This is a genomic window from Delftia sp. CH05, from assembly GCF_009827015.1.
GTDB classification, from domain to species: Bacteria; Pseudomonadota; Gammaproteobacteria; order Burkholderiales; family Burkholderiaceae_C; genus Comamonas; species Comamonas tsuruhatensis.
Map to the genome: position 1 here is coordinate 1 of NZ_WUMG01000067.1, position 16,132 is coordinate 16,132.

The window sequence follows — 16,132 nt, forward strand, 5'->3', positions numbered from 1 at the left end:
GGTTGGGGGTTGGGTGCGGTCTGCAGGCTGGAGGGCATGCCGCAAATGTCTCATACGGCAGCCGCCCCCGATGCCTGAAGGCACCCGCGCTGCGCAGGCGCTACATCTGCCGCGCGGCCTGCTTGACCAGCACCGGCTCGGCCCGGTAGTTGTCCGGGAACAGGCGCTTGAGCTGTTGGACCTTGGGCAGGTCGTTGATGACGATGTAGGGATGGCGCGGGTTCTCGGTCATGAAGTCCTGGTGGTAGTTCTCGGCCGGGAAGAAGCTGGGCTTGTCCTCCAGCCGGGTCACGATGGGCTTGCCGAAGACCTTGGCGGCATCGAGCTGGGCCACATAGGCCTGGGCGGTCCTGAGCTGCGCGGCGTCGGTGGCGAAGATGGCCGAGCGGTACTGCGGGCCCGTGTCCGGCCCCTGGCGGTTGAGCTGGGTCGGGTCATGGGCCACGGAAAAGTAGATCTGCAGCAGCTGCCCGTAGCTGACCTGGGCCGGGTCATAGGTGATCTCGACCGACTCCGCATGCCCGGTGCGGCCGCTGCTCACCGCCGAATACGAGGCCTGGGCCGCCGTGCCGCCGCTGTAGCCCGAGACGGCGCGCTGCACGCCCTTGACATGCTGGAACACGCCCTGCACTCCCCAGAAGCAGCCGCCCGCAAAGATGGCTTTCTGCGGCCCCTGGCCCGTGGCGGGCATGTCCTGCGCGGGTGGCGGAATGCGCACGGCCTGCTCGGCCGCCTGCAGGTCGCTGCCCTGCCACAGCAGGGCGCCGCCCAGCAGCACGGCGCTGCCGGTCAGCAGTTGGAGAAGGCCGCGGCGGCGGGGTGCGGCGGCGAGGGGGGAATCGTTGGTCATGGTGTCTCTCCGGTGAAAGTGAAGCGGCCAGGGATCAGCCAAAGGTGAAGGCATAGGCGGAGATGCCGGGGTCCAGGAATTCGATGCTGAAGGTGCGTTCGGCTGCGCCGCCGTCCTGGCGCACCAGCTGGTACAGGCGCTGCGCGGTCACGCTGCCGCTGCCGTCGGCGGCCACGTCCATGCCGCGCGAGGCGCCGGGCGCCTTGCCGTCGATCAGCACCTTGAAGCGCACGGGCTTGCCATCGCTGCCGGGGCCCAGCACCAGATGCAGGTCGCGTGCCTGGAAGCGGTAGGTGATGCGGCCGGTGGCGCCGTCCAGCGTGGCGCTTTCCGGGCCCACCGTCCATTGGCCGCTCAGGCCCCAGGCGTTGAGCGGCAGGCGCTCGGGCGTGGCATAGGCGGTGGCCTGGTTGTGCACGGCGGCAGGCGTGGCGGCAAATTGCTCGGCGCGCTCATAGCCCAGGTAGGTCTCGTGCGAGCGCACGGCTGCCATGTCGGCTGCCTGCTGCACGCCCTGGGCCTGCACGTCGATCAGGCCCAGGTCCACCTGCTTCGATCCGGCTTCCTGCAGCAGTTGCTGGATCACGCGCTCGGACTCGGCATAGCCGCCTTCGCCAAAGTGGTGGTGCCGGATGCGGCCCTGGGCATCGATGAAGTAGTGCGCCGGCCAGTACTGGTTGTGGAAGGCGCGCCAGATCTTGTAGCCGTTGTCCACGGCCACGGGGTAGCTGATGCCCAGGTCCTTGATGGCCTTTTCCACGTTGGACAGCTTGCGTTCGAAGGCGAACTCCGGCGCATGCACGCCCACCACCACCAGGCCCTGGTCGCGGTACTTCTCGGCCCAGGCCTTCACATAGGGCAGGGTGCGCAGGCAGTTGATGCAGGAGTAGGTCCAGAAATCCACCAGCACCACCTTGCCGCGCAGTTGTTCGGCCGTCAGCGGGGTGGAGTTGAGCCAGTCGGTGGCGCCGTCCAGCGCAGGGGCCAGCCCTTCGTCCGGCAGGGCGGCGCGGGACGGGCCGCCGGCCATGCGCATGGCGCCGCCTGCGGCCATCATGGCCGGGCCAGCACCGGAGCCCCTGTCCACGGCGGCCATCATTGCGGGACCGGCCTGCATGGCCATGGCGCCACCCTCGGGCCTGCCGCTCAGGCGGTCCACCAGCCTTTGCTCCAGGCCGCCGGTGGAGGCCGTGGACACTTGCGCCAGCACGCCCGTGTCCAGCCCCAGCGCAATCGCGCCCACACCGGCCAGCATGGCCGCGCCCAGCCCGCGCCGCACCCATTCGCCCGCGCCCAGCATGCGCTTGAGCGCCGCAAACACCTTGCCGCCCAGCAGCAGGGCCGCCGCCATGGAGGTGGCCGCACCGGCCGCATAGGCCAGCAGCAGCAGGCTGGAGGTGGTGTTGGCGCCCTGCAGTGCGGCGCCCGTGAGGATCAGGCCCAGGATGGGGCCCGCGCAGGGCGCCCACAGCAGGCCCGTGGCCACGCCCAGCAGCAGCGAGGCGCCGGGGCGGGCGCCGCCGTCCGTGCCCTGGGCACGCTCGGACAGGCGCGAGCCCGCTGCCACCAGCGGCCGCGTCAGCCGCTCGGACAGGCCGGGCCACAGCAGGGTCAGCGCAAACACGGCGACCAGGCCCAGGGCCAGCCAGCGGCCGTATTCATTGGCGGCCACCACCCAGCCGCCGCCCACGGCGGCCAGCGAGGCCACCAGGGCGAAGGTCAGCGCCATGCCCGCCAGCAGCGGCAGGCCGCTTTTGGCGAAGGGCTGGTCGGCGCGTGCAAAGACGAAGGGCAGCACCGGCAGGATGCAGGGGCTGACGATGGTCAGCACCCCGCCCAGATAGGCCAGGACGATCAGCAGCATGGCGTGGCTCCCGGGGTCAGGCCGGCTGGGGCGTGAACGTCAGCGACAGGCCGTTCATGCAGTAGCGCAGGCCCGTGGGCCTGGGGCCGTCGTCGAAGACATGGCCCAGGTGGCCGCCGCAGCGGCGGCAATGCACCTCGGTGCGCAGCATGCCGTAGGTGCGGTCCTGGCGCGTGGCCACGGCCTTGTCCAGCGGCTGCCAGAAGCTGGGCCAGCCCGTGCCGCTGTCGAACTTGGTCTTGGAAGAGAACAGGGGCAGCGCGCAGCCTGCGCAGGCAAAGGTGCCCGCGCGGTGCTCCTTGTTCAGCGGGCTGGAGCCTGCACGCTCCGTGCCTTCCTTGCGCAGGATCCGGTACTGCTCGGGCGTGAGGCGGGCGCGCCACTCGGCATCCGTGTAGCTGACCTCGAAGACCTCGCTGGAGGCGGCCGCTGGCGCGCGGCGCGGGAACAGGCTGGCCGCCAGCACGGCGGTGGTGCCGGCGCCTGCAGTCCACAGAAGATGGCGTCTGGTGGTCATGGTGTGCTCCTGAAGGTTGCGTGCGTCTGAAAACGATGCGATGCCAGTCAGGTTAGGGTGCCGGCCTCCCGAAGTCCTCACGCAGAGTTCAAAGATTCGTGATAACTCCCGGCCCCGGTATTGCGCACAATGGCAGCCACTCCCGCCACTTCCAGGAAACCGCATCCGATGACCGCCACGCGCCGCGTACTTCTCGTCGAGGACGACGCCCATATCGCCGACCTGCTCACGCTGCACCTGCGCGACGAAGGCCTGGAAGTCATGCACTGCGCGCGCGGCGACGACGGCCTGCGCCAACTGGAGCGCGGCGGCTGGGACGCGCTGGTGCTGGACATCATGCTGCCCGGCGTGGACGGCCTGGAGATCTGCCGCCGCGCCCGCGCCATGGCGCGCTACACGCCCATCATCATCATCAGCGCGCGCTCCAGCGAGGTGCAGCGCATCCTGGGCCTGGAGATCGGCGCCGACGACTACCTGGCCAAGCCGTTTTCGGTGCTGGAGCTGGTGGCGCGCGTCAAGGCGCTGCTGCGCCGCGTGGAGGCGCTGGCCCAGAACGCGCGGCTGGAGTCCGGCAGCCTGTCCATTGACGGCCTGGCCATGGACCCCGTGGCGCGCGATGCCCGGCTTCATGGTGCCCGGCTGGACCTGACCCCGCGCGAGTTCGACCTGCTGTACTTCTTTGCGCGCCAGCCCGGCAAGGTGTTCTCGCGCATGGACCTGCTCAACGCCGTCTGGGGCTACCAGCACGAGGGCTACGAGCACACCGTCAACACCCACATCAACCGCCTGCGCGCCAAGATCGAGGCCGACCCGGCCCAGCCCGCGCGCATCCTCACCGTCTGGGGGCGCGGCTACAAGTTCGCCGAAGCGGGCGAGGGCGCATGACCATGAAACTGCGCCTGACACTGACCCAGCGCCTGTCCCTGGTCTTTGCCGTGCTGCTGCTGGTGTGCAGCGGCACCTCGGCCTGGATGCAGCTGCGCGCCAGCCGCATGCACGAGCTGGAAGTGGTGCAGGGCCTGTCGCGCGACGTGGCCGAAAGCATTGCGCGCGACGCCCAACTGACCGACGCCAACGGCCTCATGCCCGGCGCCGTGCGCAGCTTCTTCAACCAGCTCATGCTGGTCAACCCCAGCGTGGAGGTCTACCTGCTGGACGCCGACGGCCGCATTGCCGGCCATGCCGCCCCCGACGGCCGCGTGCGCCGCGAGCGCGTGGACCTGGCGCCCGTGCACCGGCTGCTGGAAGGCGGCACGCTGCCCATCCTGGGTGACGACCCGCGCAGCACCGAAGGGCGCAAGGTCTTCAGTGCGGCGCCGCTGCGCGTCAACGGCAAGGAAGTGGGCTTCATCTACGTGGTGCTGCAGGGCGAGGCGCATGACCAACTGGTGGCGCAGGGCTCGGCCAACTCGGTGCTCAGCACGGCGCTGTGGTCCATCGGCCTGGTGGCGCTGCTGTGCCTGGTGGCCGGCCTGGTGGCCTTTGCGCTGATCACGCGGCCGCTGCGCCGGCTCACCGAAGAGGTGGCCGGCTTCGACATCCATGGCACCCCCCCGGACCTGCCGGCCCCCCAGCCCGGTGCCGCGCAGGACAGCCGCGACGAGATCGCCGTGCTGGACGCGGCCTACCGCCGCATGGTGGCGCGCATCGGCGAGCAGTGGCGCGCCCTCACGCGCCAGGACCAGGAGCGGCGCGAGCTCATCGCCAACGTCTCGCACGACCTGCGCACGCCGCTGTCGTCCCTGCACGGCTACCTGGAAACGCTGCTGCTCAAGGACGCCGTGCTCGACACCACCGAACGCCGCCGCTACCTGGGCATTGCCCTGGCACAGAGCCAGAAGGTGGGCGAGCTGGCGCAAAGCCTGTTCGAGCTGGCGCGCCTGGAATACGGCTTTGTCCAGCCCGAGCCGGAGCCGTTTTCCATGCCCGACCTGGTGCAGGACGTGTTCCAGAAATTCGAGCTGCGTGCCGAGGCGCGACAGGTGGCGCTGCGGGCCGACTTCCCAGCCCGCCTGCCCGTCGTCCAGGCCGACCTGGGGATGATCGAGCGCGTGCTGGGCAACCTGCTGGACAACGCGCTGCGCCACACCCCCGAAGGCGGCAGCATCCAGGTGGCGCTGGCGGCGGCGGGCAACGCCGTCGAAGTCACCGTGGCCGACACCGGCCCCGGCATCCCGGCCGATCTGCGCGAAGGCCTGTTCGAGCGCCCCTTCACCGTGGGCGGCGCCCGCCGCGGCGGCGGCCTGGGCCTGCGCATCGTCCACCGCATGCTGGAGCTGCACGGCTGCCGCATCGAGCTGGTGGACCCGCCGGGGCAGGGGGCGAGCTTCCGGTTCGTGCTGCCTGCGGCCGCGCAGGCAACGGGCGCCGGCGCCCGGCCGCGCCAGGGCTGACGCGGATCGTGGGTTAACCTTGTGCACAGCGCGCCCTCGAAGGCGCGGCATGCACAAGATCGTCAACTCGTTCCGAGGACCCACGCCATGTCAACGTCTGCCTCTCCCGTTCATCGCCTGCCCGCATGGGTGCCGCTGCGCTACACCACGTTCTGCCTGAGCCTGGTCGGCAGCGCGGGGCTGCTGGTGGCGGCGCTGGTGTGGGGAGGGCTGTGGTGGTGGCTGGGCTTTGGCGTGTGCGCCGCGCTGGCGCTGCTGGGCGTGCGCGACATGACCCAGGTGCGCCATTCGGTGCTGCGCAACTACCCCATCATCGGCCACCTGCGGTTTCTGCTGGAGTTCATCCGGCCCGAGATGCGGCAGTACTTCATCGAGTCCGACCATGAGGCGCTGCCGTTCTCGCGCGCCCAGCGCTCCCTGGTCTACCAGCGCGCCAAGGGCGACCCGGACAGCCGCCCGCTGGGCACGCAGCTCAATGTCACGGCCCAGGGCTATGAATGGGTGAACCATTCCATGCAGCCCACCAAGCTGGCCTCGCATGATTTCCGCATCACCATCGGCTGCGCYAATGAAGGCACCTCGCCCTGCACCCAGCCCTACAGCGCCAGCATCTTCAACATCTCGGCCATGAGCTTCGGCGCGCTGTCGGCCAATGCCATCCTGGCGCTGAACAAGGGCGCGAAGATGGGCGGCTTTGCGCACGACACGGGCGAGGGCTCCATCAGCCAGCACCACCGCGTGCACGGCGGCGACCTGATCTGGGAGGTGGCCTCGGGCTACTTCGGCTGCCGCAACGACGATGGCAGCTTCAACGAAGAAAAATTCATCGCCAACGCCACCGACCCGCAGGTCAAGCTCATCGAGATCAAGCTCAGCCAGGGCGCCAAGCCCGGCCACGGCGGCATGCTGCTGGGCGCCAAGGTCACCCCCGAGATCGCCGCCGCGCGTGGCGTGCCCGTGGGCGTGGACTGCATCAGCCCCTCCAGCCACAGCGCCTTCAGGACGCCGGTGGAGATGATGCATTTCATCGCCCGCCTGCGCGAGAAGTCGGGCGGCAAGCCCACGGGCTTCAAGTTCTGCGTGGGCCATCCCTGGGAGTGGTTCGCCATCGTCAAGGCCATGCAGGAGACGGACATCACGCCGGACTTCATCGTGGTCGATGGCGCCGAGGGCGGCACGGGCGCGGCGCCCGTGGAGTTCACCGACCACGTGGGCGTGCCGCTGCAGGAAGGCCTGCTGCTGGTGCACAACACGCTGATCGGCGTGGGCCTGCGCCACCGCATCAAGATCGGCGCGGCCGGCAAGGTGATCACGGCCTTCGACATCGCGCGCATGATGGCGCTGGGCGCCGACTGGTGCAACGCCGGGCGCGGCTTCATGATGGCCCTGGGCTGCATCCAGGCGCAGAACTGCCACACCGGCCACTGCCCCACGGGCGTGGCCACGCAGGACGCGGCGCGCCAGAAGGCCCTGGTCGTGCCCGACAAGGCCACGCGCGTGGCCAACTTCCATGACAAGACCCTGCATGCGCTGCAGGAGCTGGTGCAGGCGGCGGGCCTGGAGCACCCCTGCGACATCACGGCCCACCACATCGTTCGGCGCATCTCCGACACCGAGGTGCGCCAGCTTGCCAACCTGGTGCTGCGCGTGGAGCCCGGCGCGCTGCTGGGGCCGCTGGACAAGCAGCACAACGTGTTCAAGCTCTACTGGCCAGGGGCGCGCGCGGATACCTTCCAGTTCGTGCCACCCACGCTCAAGCCTTCGGCACCGCAGGCCAAGGCGCAGGCGGCAGGCCAGCCCGCATAGGGACACCACGGCCGATCACGGGTTTTGACGGCGCTCGGGGATAATGCGCCCCGAGCACTTTGGTCCACGACTGTATTTTTCTTTGTAAATGAAAACTATTTTGGTTCGCATTGCAGCTGCCGTCTTCGGCGGCTATGCCTTCACCTGGGGCTTCATCGCCCTGGGCGTGGCGCTGATGTTTGCCGCCGGAATGGAGTTCCACGATGCCGAGCATCTGGGCTACATCCTCGGCTTCCTGGTGTTTCTGACGGTGTTCCTCTGGGCCTTTGCGGCGCAGAGCCTCCCGCGCGTCTGGGCCGTGCTGGCCGGCGGCGGCATTGTCATGACCGGTTGCGCATCGCTGCTCCAGCAGATGCTGCTGCCCTGAATCCGGAGAACGCCCCATGTTCCAGAACTTCCGCCTCTCCATGGCCTGGCTGCACACCTGGTTCGGGCTTGCGCTCGGCTTCGTGCTCATGGCCGCCTTCTTCTTCGGCGCGCTGTCGGTGTTCGACCGCGAGATCGACCGCTGGGCCATCCCGGCCTCGCGCTTCGAGCCCACGCCCATGCCCTCGTACGACCAGATCCTCAAGCCGGTCTTCGAGTCCATGCAGCCCAACGCCCAGGCGCGCGATGCCATGCGCGGCGAGGTCAACGGCCCGCTGCCCGAGCGCTTCGACACGCCCCAGCGCTGGGGCGCCTACACCACCCACCGCGATCCCGTGCTGGGCCTGTTCGCCGGCTACGAGGTGCCCAACGCCAAGAAGCCCGAGACCCTGATCTGGGCCATGCGCACCATCGACCCGCGCAATGGCGAATCCCTGCCGGACGACCACCTCAAGATCGGCAGCCGCTTCTTCTACCCGCTGCACTACAGCCTGACGCTCAACTGGATGAACCTTGGCTACTGGATCGTGGGCTTTGCCGCGCTCATCATGCTGGTGGCCCTGGTCAGCGGCGTGGTCATGCACCGCAAGATCTTCCGCGAGCTGTTCACCTTCCGTCCGAAGAAGGCCACGCAGCGCAGCGTGCTGGACCTGCACAACCTCACCGGCGTGGTGGCGCTGCCCTTCCACTTCTTCTTCGCCTTCACGGGCCTGGTGATCTTTGCGGGCATCTACTTCCCCATCACCCATACCCAGCTGGAGCCCCTGCACGAGTTGCACGAGAAGATGGAGGCCGAGGAAACCGGCCTGCCGCACGACCGCGCCGGCGTGGCCGCACCCATGGCCTCGGTGGACGCCATGGTGGCCGAGGCGCAGCGCCGCTGGGCCGCCAAGGGCATGGCCGGCGACGTGGGCTTCCTGTCCGTCACCCATGTGGGCGATGCCAACGGCTACGTCAGCGTCTACCGCGCCGGCACCGACCGCATCGCGCTCACGGGCGAGGGCATCCACTTCAAGGCCAGCACGGGCGCCCTGCTGCGCGAAGATCCTCCGCGCACGGCCGTGGACAGCATCAACACCTTCCTCACCGGCCTGCACCTGCAGCACTTCCGCCACTGGCTGCTGCGCTGGCTGTACGTGCTGGGCGGCCTGGCCGGCTGCGTGTGCATTGCCACCGGCTTTGTCTTCTTCGTGGAAAAGCGCAAGAAGCAGCACGCCAGACAGGGTGTGCAGGGCGCGCGCGTGGTCGATGCCCTGGCCGTCACCACGGTCACCGGCATGCTGGTGGCCACGCTGGGCATGCTGATCGCCAACCGCCTGCTGCCCGAGGCCATGCCCCAGGGCTGGCCGGGCCGGGGCGACATGGAACGCTATTTCTTCTGGGCCACCTGGCTGCTGGCCATGGCGCATGCCTTTGTGCGCAGCGCCCCCGTGGCCCGGGGCCTGCCCAACCCCGCCTGGCGCGAGCAGTGCTGGGCCGTGGCCGCCATGGCCGTGGTGGCCGTGCTGCTGAACTGGCTGACCACGGGCGACCACCTGTTCAAGACCCTGGGCGCGGGCTACTGGCCGGTGGCCGGCGTGGACCTGTTCATGCTGGCCAGCGCCGTGCTGGCCGTGGTGGTGGCGCGCAAGCTCAAGACGCGCGCCGCGCCCGCCATGCCCTCGCGCGCCGCGGAGGTGGCCCATGTCTGAGGGACTGATGGACGCACTGCTGCTGGCCGCCGCCTTTGCCGCCTCGCTGGCCGGCATGGCCTGGTTTGCGCTGGCCAAGGACGTGCACTGGGAGCAGGTGCACGGCGACATGCCCCAGCCCGATGGCAAGGTCAGGCTGCTGCGCTGGCTGGGCGCCTCAGGCCTGGCCGCCTCGCTGGGCCTGTGCCTGGCGGTGGACCATGCCTCCATGGCCTCCCTGGTCTGGATCATGACGCTGGCAGCCGCCGCCCTGGCCATTGCCTTCACGCTGACCTGGCGGCCGCGCTGGCTGCGCTGGCTGCCGGCCTGACGTTTGCGCGGGACCTGCGCCCGCTGCGGGCTCAGGCCTGCCTTTTCCTCATCCTGCGGCTGGCCAGATAGGCCATGCCGCACAGCAGAGCCAGCATGCCGCCCTTGCCCAGGCCGGGAACGGCCTGGACATTTCCGGGGCCGGCACCGGGCCCTGGGTCCGTGCCCGGACCGGGGTCGGGATCGGTGCCCGGGCCGGGGTCGGGAGGATCGGCAGCGATCACCTCGATGGACACGGATGCCGGTGCGGCAGCGCTCTGGTGCCCGTCGGATACCGTGAAGGCGAAGGTATCGGGCCCCGAGTAGCCGGCCGCTGGCGTGTAGACCAGCGTGCCCGTCTGGGGATCGAAGCCGCTGATGCCGCCATGGGCGGGGCCGGTGGTGATCTCGAAGCGCAGCGGGTCCGACTCGAAGTCCGTGCCAGCGAGGGTGATGGACAGCGCCGTATCCTGCGGCGTCGTGACGGCTTGCGGCAGCGCCACGGGGGCGGCGTTGGCCGCCATCGCGTTGGAAAAGCGCGAGGTGTCGCCGGTGGAAATCCGGGTGGCGGTGGCCGTGACAGCGGCCTGGTCGCCCGGGGGCATGGCGCCCTTGAACGCCAAGGGCGCATGGCCGGAGGCATCGGTGGTCACGGTCTGCGAGCCCAGCAGAACCTTGCCGGCGGCGCGCTCCACCAGCCCGTCGGGCAGCCTGGGCGTCGAGAAATACTCGATGCGCATGCTCTCGTTGGCGACGCTGTCCAGCGTGCCGGACAGGCCGTCGGGCGTCACCGTGAGCAGTACCGGATCGGCAGGATCTCCGTTGGCCAGGCTGGTTCGTGCGATGCCTCCCTCGGTATTGCCGTAGATGGCATTGCCGAGCATGGAGACGCCCTTGACTTCGTCCCCCCGCAATCCCACGCCGAACAGCCTGTTGTGCGCAATCACGTTGGCATGTGCCGCGTCGTCACCGCCGACCAGGGTGTCATGGGCCTTCTGGAAAAAGGAAACGCCTTCACCGTTGGGCAGGGCGGTTCCCTGGGGGCTGACGCCCACGTAGTTGCCCTGCACGAGGTTGTTCTTGCTGGCGCCCTGGAACTGTATGCCGGACGCCTTGCTGCCACCGACGATGTTTGCGCGCACGGTCACCTCGTCCGAATCCTTGATGACGATGCCCCATTGATTGGGCAGCATGGTGCTGGCATCCAGGCTGGTTCCCACGATATTCCCGGCAATCAGGGTGTTCGAGTTGCGTGCGCCGTAGTTTCCATTCAATTCAATGGCCGTTTCCTTGTTTCCGGCAATCAGGTTGCCGTCCTCAGGGCCTGTGCCAATGCGATGTCCGCCCTCCGACGAAAAGAATACGGCAATGCCTGGCCCATTGTTGGGAATCATGGCCGTGCCGGCTGCATTGGTTCCGACTCGGTTGCGGGTCACCAGCGTGTGGGCGCCGGAAATGGAAATCGCGGAGGAGCCGCCTGTTTGCCTGACATTGCCGGAGACGAGGTTGCTGTCGATCAGCGTGCCGGTAAAGTCTGATGCCACGCTGATGCCGTTTCCCTGGTTTCCCAGGGCCACATTGCCGGTGATATCGGTGCCTATGTAGTTTCCCTGAATGATGTTTCCTGTACCCGCGCCTGGCCAGGAAAGCCATATTCCGGAATTTTCCGCCGCGGAAATGACATTTCGCCCGCCAATATCCAGATTCCCGATGCGGTTGCGGTTGCCGGAGTGGACAAGGATGTTGCTGCGATTGCCCATGGCAACCGTTCCCGATGCGTCAACGCCTATATGGCAGCCCAGCACGGTGTTGCCGTCGCCGGTCACCGCCAGGGCCGTATTGAAGCCGCCTATCGCCAGGCCGCGCACCGTGATGGCGCCTGCCAGCTCGAGCCCTATGCCGAACTCGGGGCTGCCTGACTGCAGCGTGATCAGGGGGCGGCGTGGCAAGTGGTCCTCATAGCCGGGCTGCGTGCTGGCGTCCACGGTGAGCGATGTGGCCGGTGCAATGGGCTGCATGAGCCTGCCATTCCAGTTGCTTTGGGTGACGATGGTCTGCTCTCCCCCCGCACCGATGCGAAACTCGATGCGGTTGTCGCCGCCTTTGTTGCGGTTGGCGTTGGCGTAGGTGATGGCATCGCGCAGGGTGCAGGGGCCCAGGCCGGTGCTGGCGCACGGGCCGGTTGCGTCGGCGGCGCTGTCCACCACGACGGTCCATGCGTGGGCCGTGGCGATGCAGCCTTGCGACAGCAATGCCAGGGCGAGCAGGCGCAGGGGCCTGCGTGCCGCCGTGGGAGTGAATCGTTGCCTGTATATGCTCATTGCCTTTTTACTTTCCCTGAAATGGACTGCCGAAACGCCTTGCGGGCATTGATTGCGCAATTGCTGGCAAGGGCGCTGCGATTTCGCATGTGCGGCGTCTGTGTGGAATATCCCGGGGCCTGACCCAAGAAAATGAAGCAGCCCTTGTTGATGAATCAAGCCGGCAATGATCCCCGGGGCATCCGAGTTTGGGGCTAAGAATTTTCTTAAATCATCAAGACCGCTGAAATCGCTGAAGAGATCGGACAAGGTCTTTGATGACGAAGCGAGGCGGGCAATATTCCCGGGTGAAGCGGCGTGCACGGGTTTGCAGGATTAAGAAAATTCTTAGCCCTGTTTCTTCATCCGATTCCTATGATTTGGCAATGCGCCAGTTTCAAGACCTTCTGTTTTCTTCCCGCTCGACTCGGCACGGGTGGTGCCCGTCCATGGCACTGCGCGATTGGATGGCGTCGCTGCGTGATTGGACGGTATTTGCACTGGCAATCATGGCCATGCTGGCCTGCGCCTTGCACAGCGGCAGGGACGATGCCGCCCCGGCGCCGCCATCCCGCAGCCGCGCGCATGTGCCTGTGGGGGACATGCAGCTGTTTTTCATGGACCGGTATTTCCTGCTGCTGGACGCTGCCGTGGGCGCGACCCGCGCGGCCGTCCATTCCCAGGCCGGTCTGGCATGGCCGTGGCGCACCAGCGCACCGCAGGACCACCTCGTGCCGCTGTATTCGCTGATGCATGTGGGCCGGGGCCTTCCCGAATCGCTGCTGCTGCGCAAATCCGTGAACAACGCCGCATGGCTTGCAGACCGCTGGGAGCCCGTGCGGCAACTGGTCAGGGCCCACGCCTGGCTGCTGCTGTGGTCCGTGTCGCTGGGACTTGCCTTCATGGCTGCAATTGCATGGTGCGTGGGCCGGCTGCGACGCGGCGTGCCGGCTTCGGCCTGGAGCCGGGCAGGGGCCTGCGCCGCCGGTGACGCGCTCTGCCGAAAGCTGCTGGACACGGCACCCGTGGGCCTGGCGCTGGTGCGGTGCAGCGATCGCAGCCTGCTGCTGTCCAATGCGCTGGCGCGGCAGTGGGTGTGCAGTGATGCTTCCTGGTTCGAGCAGGCCGTGGCCGGGGGCACGCAGCAGGGCCCGCGTGAGCTGGCGCTGGGGGACGGGCGATGGGTGGAGGTCCGCACCACGCCCACGACCCACGGGGGCGAACCGGTGGTTTTCTGCCTGGTCAGCGATGTGACGGCGCTCAGGCAGGCGCAGGCAGCGCTGGTCGATGCCAAGCAGCGCGCCGAATCGGCGAGCCAGGCCAAGACGCAGTTTCTGGCGACCATGAGCCACGAAATACGCACACCGCTCTTTGGCATCCTGGGAACGCTGGAGCTGCTGGCCCTGTCCAGGGTTCCTTCCGAACAGACACGCTACCTGGGGGCCATGCAGCAGGCATCGGCCTCCTTGCTGCGCATCGTCAACGACAGCCTGGACCTGTCGGCCATCGAGGCGGGCCGGCTGCAGCTGGAGGCCCAGGCGTTCTCGGCCACCGAACTGCTCGACAGCGTGGCCGCAGGCCTGCTGTCGCGTGCCGAGCAAAAGGGCCTGCAGCTGTATGCCGTCTCCGATGTGAAAACGCCGCCCCTGCTGGTGGGCGATGCCTTGCGGCTGCGGCAGATCCTGGACAACCTGGTGGGCAATGCCATCAAGTTCACGTTCTCCGGCCACGTGGCCCTGCGCCTGCAGGTCATGGGCGACAGCGAGGAAGGCACCGACCTGCGGTTCCAGGTGCAGGACACGGGCATCGGCATCGACCCGGACCAGCAGCCCTTCCTGTTCGACCCGTACTTCCGTGCCCATGCGGCCACCCAGCAGCAGGTCCAGGGCGCGGGCCTGGGGCTGTCCATCTGCCTGCGCCTCAGCCAGGAGATGGGCGGGCGGCTGACGGCCGCCAGCCAGCCGGGACTGGGGACCTGCGTGTCATTCGAGCTGCGCCTGCCGCGCGAGAGCGCGGCAGGCTATGAGGCAGTGCCCAGTCTGTTGCCGCACACCGTCTACGTGGATGGCGCCATTCCGGAAGTCGTGCACAACCTGTGCGCCTGGCTGCGGCATTGGGGCGCCATGGCCCAGCCCTACCGGGACCAGGTGCAGGGTCCCAATGAACAGGCCGTGCTGGTGCAAGCCTGGCCGCGGTCGCTGCGCCGTCCGCAATGGACGGGCAAATGCGTTCTGGCGCTGGCGCCGGGCGAGAGCCCCCGCGAGACCGTGCAGGCCTGCGTGTGGGAGGCCAGCGCGCCTGGCGTGCCGGCAGTGGGCCATGCGCTGGGCCTGGCCCAGCAGGGCATTGCGCCGGGTGCGCGCCCCGACCTGTATGCCGCCGCCGCCCAGGTCCACGAGCCCCTGGGGCTGAGGGTGCTCATCGTCGAGGACAACCCCATCAACAGGATCATCCTGCGAGAGCAGCTGCAGTTGCTGGGCTGCGAGGTCCAGCAGGCCAGCAATGGACAGGACGCGCTGTCCCTGCCCGGCCTGCTCGAATTCGATGCCGTTCTCACCGACCTGCACATGCCGTTGCTGGACGGCCCGGCCCTGGCGCGTGCGCTCAGAAAGCGCGGGTATGGCCGCCCGATCGTCGGTCTGACGGCCAATGCGCAGCCGCAGACCCAGACCCAGACGCAGGCGCAAGAGCAATCGCAAGTGCAGGGGCAGGGGCAGGGGCAGGGCGACGGACTGCCGGCCGGCTTCGACAGCCTGCTGTGCAAGCCATTCACGTTGGCGGTGCTGCGCACCACCTTGAACAACATCAAGCAAGGCAGGACCTGAACCCATGCTGGCCCCATTCAAAGTACTCATCCTGGACGACCATCCCCTGTGCTGCGAGCACGCGCGCAGCCTGCTCATGGAGGCGGGACTCACGGACACGCACATGGCCTGCAACGCGCGGGAGGCCCTGGAGAAGCTGGGCGACGGCGGATTCCATCTCGTCATCACCGACCTGAAGATGCCTGACATGGACGGCCTGCAGTTCATCGATGAATTGAGCCGGCGCGACCTGCATCCCATGCTCGTGATATCCACCTCCTGCTCGCGCCGGCTGATGAACAGCGTCAGTCTCATGGCCAAGGAGTCCGGCTTTTCCGTCATCGGGATGTTCCAGAAGCCGTTCGGCACGGACCATGTCCAGGCGCTGGTCAGCCAACTCAGGTCCGTCCATGCAAACGAGGGGAAAACCGCTGCCGGCATCAGGGAGCGGCCGATTTTCGCCAAGGCCCACCTGGTGCAGGCTTTGCAGGAGAAAACCATACAGGCCTGGTTCCAGCCCAAGAAATCCCTGCTCACGGGCCACATCGTCGGCGTGGAAGCGCTGGCGCGCTGGAACGATCCTCAGTTCGGCTTCATGATGCCGGGCTCGTTCATGTCCGCCATCCGGTTCCATGGGCTGGACCATGCCTTGCTGGTGCGGATGATGGAAGATGCCATGTCGGCGCACCTGGCCTGGCGCAGTGCCGGACATGTCGTGCCTGTGTCCGTCAACCTGCCGGTACCGCTGCTGGACGATATCGGCCTGCCGGACGAGTTGCACGGCATGGCGGCCCGGTGCGGCATTGCTGCGGAGAACATCACGTTCGAGCTGCTGGAGGACCAGGCCGTCGGCATACCCGCCAACTACTATATGAGCGCGAGCCGGTTGCGCCTCAAGGGCTTCGGCCTGGCCCAGGATGACTACGGGCGCGGATACAGCTCGATGTACAGCCTCATCTCCACGCCCTTCACCGAATTGAAGATCGACCGGGCCTTCGTGGCCGGTGCGGCAGGTGACGAGGTGCGGACTGCGGCCTTGACGTCGTCGGTGCAACTGGGGCGGCAGCTGGGCCTGACGGTGACGGCGGAAGGCGTGGAGACCACCCGGGACCTGGAGTTGCTGCGCAGCATCGGATGCGATTGCGTGCAGGGCTATCTGCTGTCCGCCGCGGTGCCTGCGGTTGAATTTGCCCTTATGCTGGCGTCCGAACCCCGGCACCAAGGCAACCCCACCTGACCCAAGCACGCAAGGC

The 16,132-nt window shown here is 68.0% G+C and carries 12 protein-coding genes; 8 read left to right on the top strand and 4 right to left on the bottom strand.

Translation table 11 applies throughout. The annotated features are described in order from the left end of the window. Positions 1-100: 100 nt before the first annotated feature. From msrA to msrB, 3 genes are read right to left on the bottom strand one after another with little or no spacing between them, the layout of a single operon-like run. The gene (gene msrA / locus GRX31_RS28630) at positions 101-850 is read right to left on the bottom strand and encodes a peptide-methionine (S)-S-oxide reductase MsrA (RefSeq protein ID WP_160855957.1); all 750 of its coding nucleotides are present in this window, start codon (positions 848-850) and stop codon (positions 101-103) included. Positions 851-884: 34 nt separating this feature from the next. Next, positions 885-2,714 carry a cytochrome c biogenesis protein DipZ gene (locus GRX31_RS28635; protein WP_043792056.1) on the bottom strand — a complete coding sequence of 610 codons (1,830 nt, stop codon included), beginning with the start codon at positions 2,712-2,714 and terminating at the stop codon, positions 885-887. 16 nt (positions 2,715-2,730) lie between these two features. Then, complete coding sequence (gene msrB, locus GRX31_RS28640; RefSeq protein WP_016448169.1) at positions 2,731-3,231, bottom strand: peptide-methionine (R)-S-oxide reductase MsrB; 501 nt, start codon at positions 3,229-3,231, stop codon at positions 2,731-2,733. A 168-nt stretch (positions 3,232-3,399) separates the two neighbouring features. Between msrB and GRX31_RS28645 the strand changes: the two genes are divergently transcribed. From GRX31_RS28645 to GRX31_RS28670, 6 genes are all read left to right on the top strand, one after another. After that, positions 3,400-4,116 carry a response regulator transcription factor gene (locus GRX31_RS28645; RefSeq protein ID WP_016448168.1) on the top strand — a complete coding sequence of 239 codons (717 nt, stop codon included), beginning with the start codon at positions 3,400-3,402 and terminating at the stop codon, positions 4,114-4,116. A gap of 2 nt (positions 4,117-4,118) precedes the next feature. Continuing rightward, on the top strand, positions 4,119-5,624 hold the full coding sequence (locus tag GRX31_RS28650; protein WP_034364401.1) for a sensor histidine kinase: 1,506 nt from the start codon (positions 4,119-4,121) through the stop codon (positions 5,622-5,624). A gap of 87 nt (positions 5,625-5,711) precedes the next feature. Continuing rightward, a complete protein-coding gene (locus GRX31_RS28655; RefSeq protein ID WP_160855959.1) occupies positions 5,712-7,430 on the top strand; it encodes an FMN-binding glutamate synthase family protein in 1,719 nt (572 codons plus the stop codon). An 88-nt stretch (positions 7,431-7,518) separates the two neighbouring features. After that, entirely contained in the window at positions 7,519-7,797 is a 279-nt protein-coding gene (locus GRX31_RS28660; RefSeq protein ID WP_016448165.1) for a hypothetical protein, read from the top strand. A 16-nt stretch (positions 7,798-7,813) separates the two neighbouring features. Then, positions 7,814-9,487 (top strand): PepSY-associated TM helix domain-containing protein, encoded by a 1,674-nt coding sequence (locus GRX31_RS28665; RefSeq protein ID WP_016448164.1) that lies wholly within the window; start codon positions 7,814-7,816, stop codon positions 9,485-9,487. Beyond that, on the top strand, positions 9,480-9,797 hold the full coding sequence (locus tag GRX31_RS28670) for a DUF3325 domain-containing protein (RefSeq protein WP_160855961.1): 318 nt from the start codon (positions 9,480-9,482) through the stop codon (positions 9,795-9,797). Before GRX31_RS28665 ends, GRX31_RS28670 begins: the two co-directional genes overlap by 8 nt. A gap of 31 nt (positions 9,798-9,828) precedes the next feature. Here GRX31_RS28670 and GRX31_RS28675 read toward each other — a convergent pair whose 3' ends face one another. After that, positions 9,829-12,399, bottom strand: coding sequence for an Ig-like domain-containing protein (locus GRX31_RS28675; protein WP_337193988.1), 2,571 nt, complete (start codon positions 12,397-12,399; stop codon positions 9,829-9,831). A gap of 125 nt (positions 12,400-12,524) precedes the next feature. Here GRX31_RS28675 and GRX31_RS28680 point away from each other — a divergent pair, with 125 nt between their 5' ends. After that, complete coding sequence (locus GRX31_RS28680; protein ID WP_160855963.1) at positions 12,525-14,900, top strand: ATP-binding protein; 2,376 nt, start codon at positions 12,525-12,527, stop codon at positions 14,898-14,900. A 4-nt stretch (positions 14,901-14,904) separates the two neighbouring features. Next, the gene (locus GRX31_RS28685; RefSeq protein WP_017407842.1) at positions 14,905-16,116 is read left to right on the top strand and encodes an EAL domain-containing response regulator; all 1,212 of its coding nucleotides are present in this window, start codon (positions 14,905-14,907) and stop codon (positions 16,114-16,116) included. Positions 16,117-16,132 lie beyond the last annotated feature (16 nt).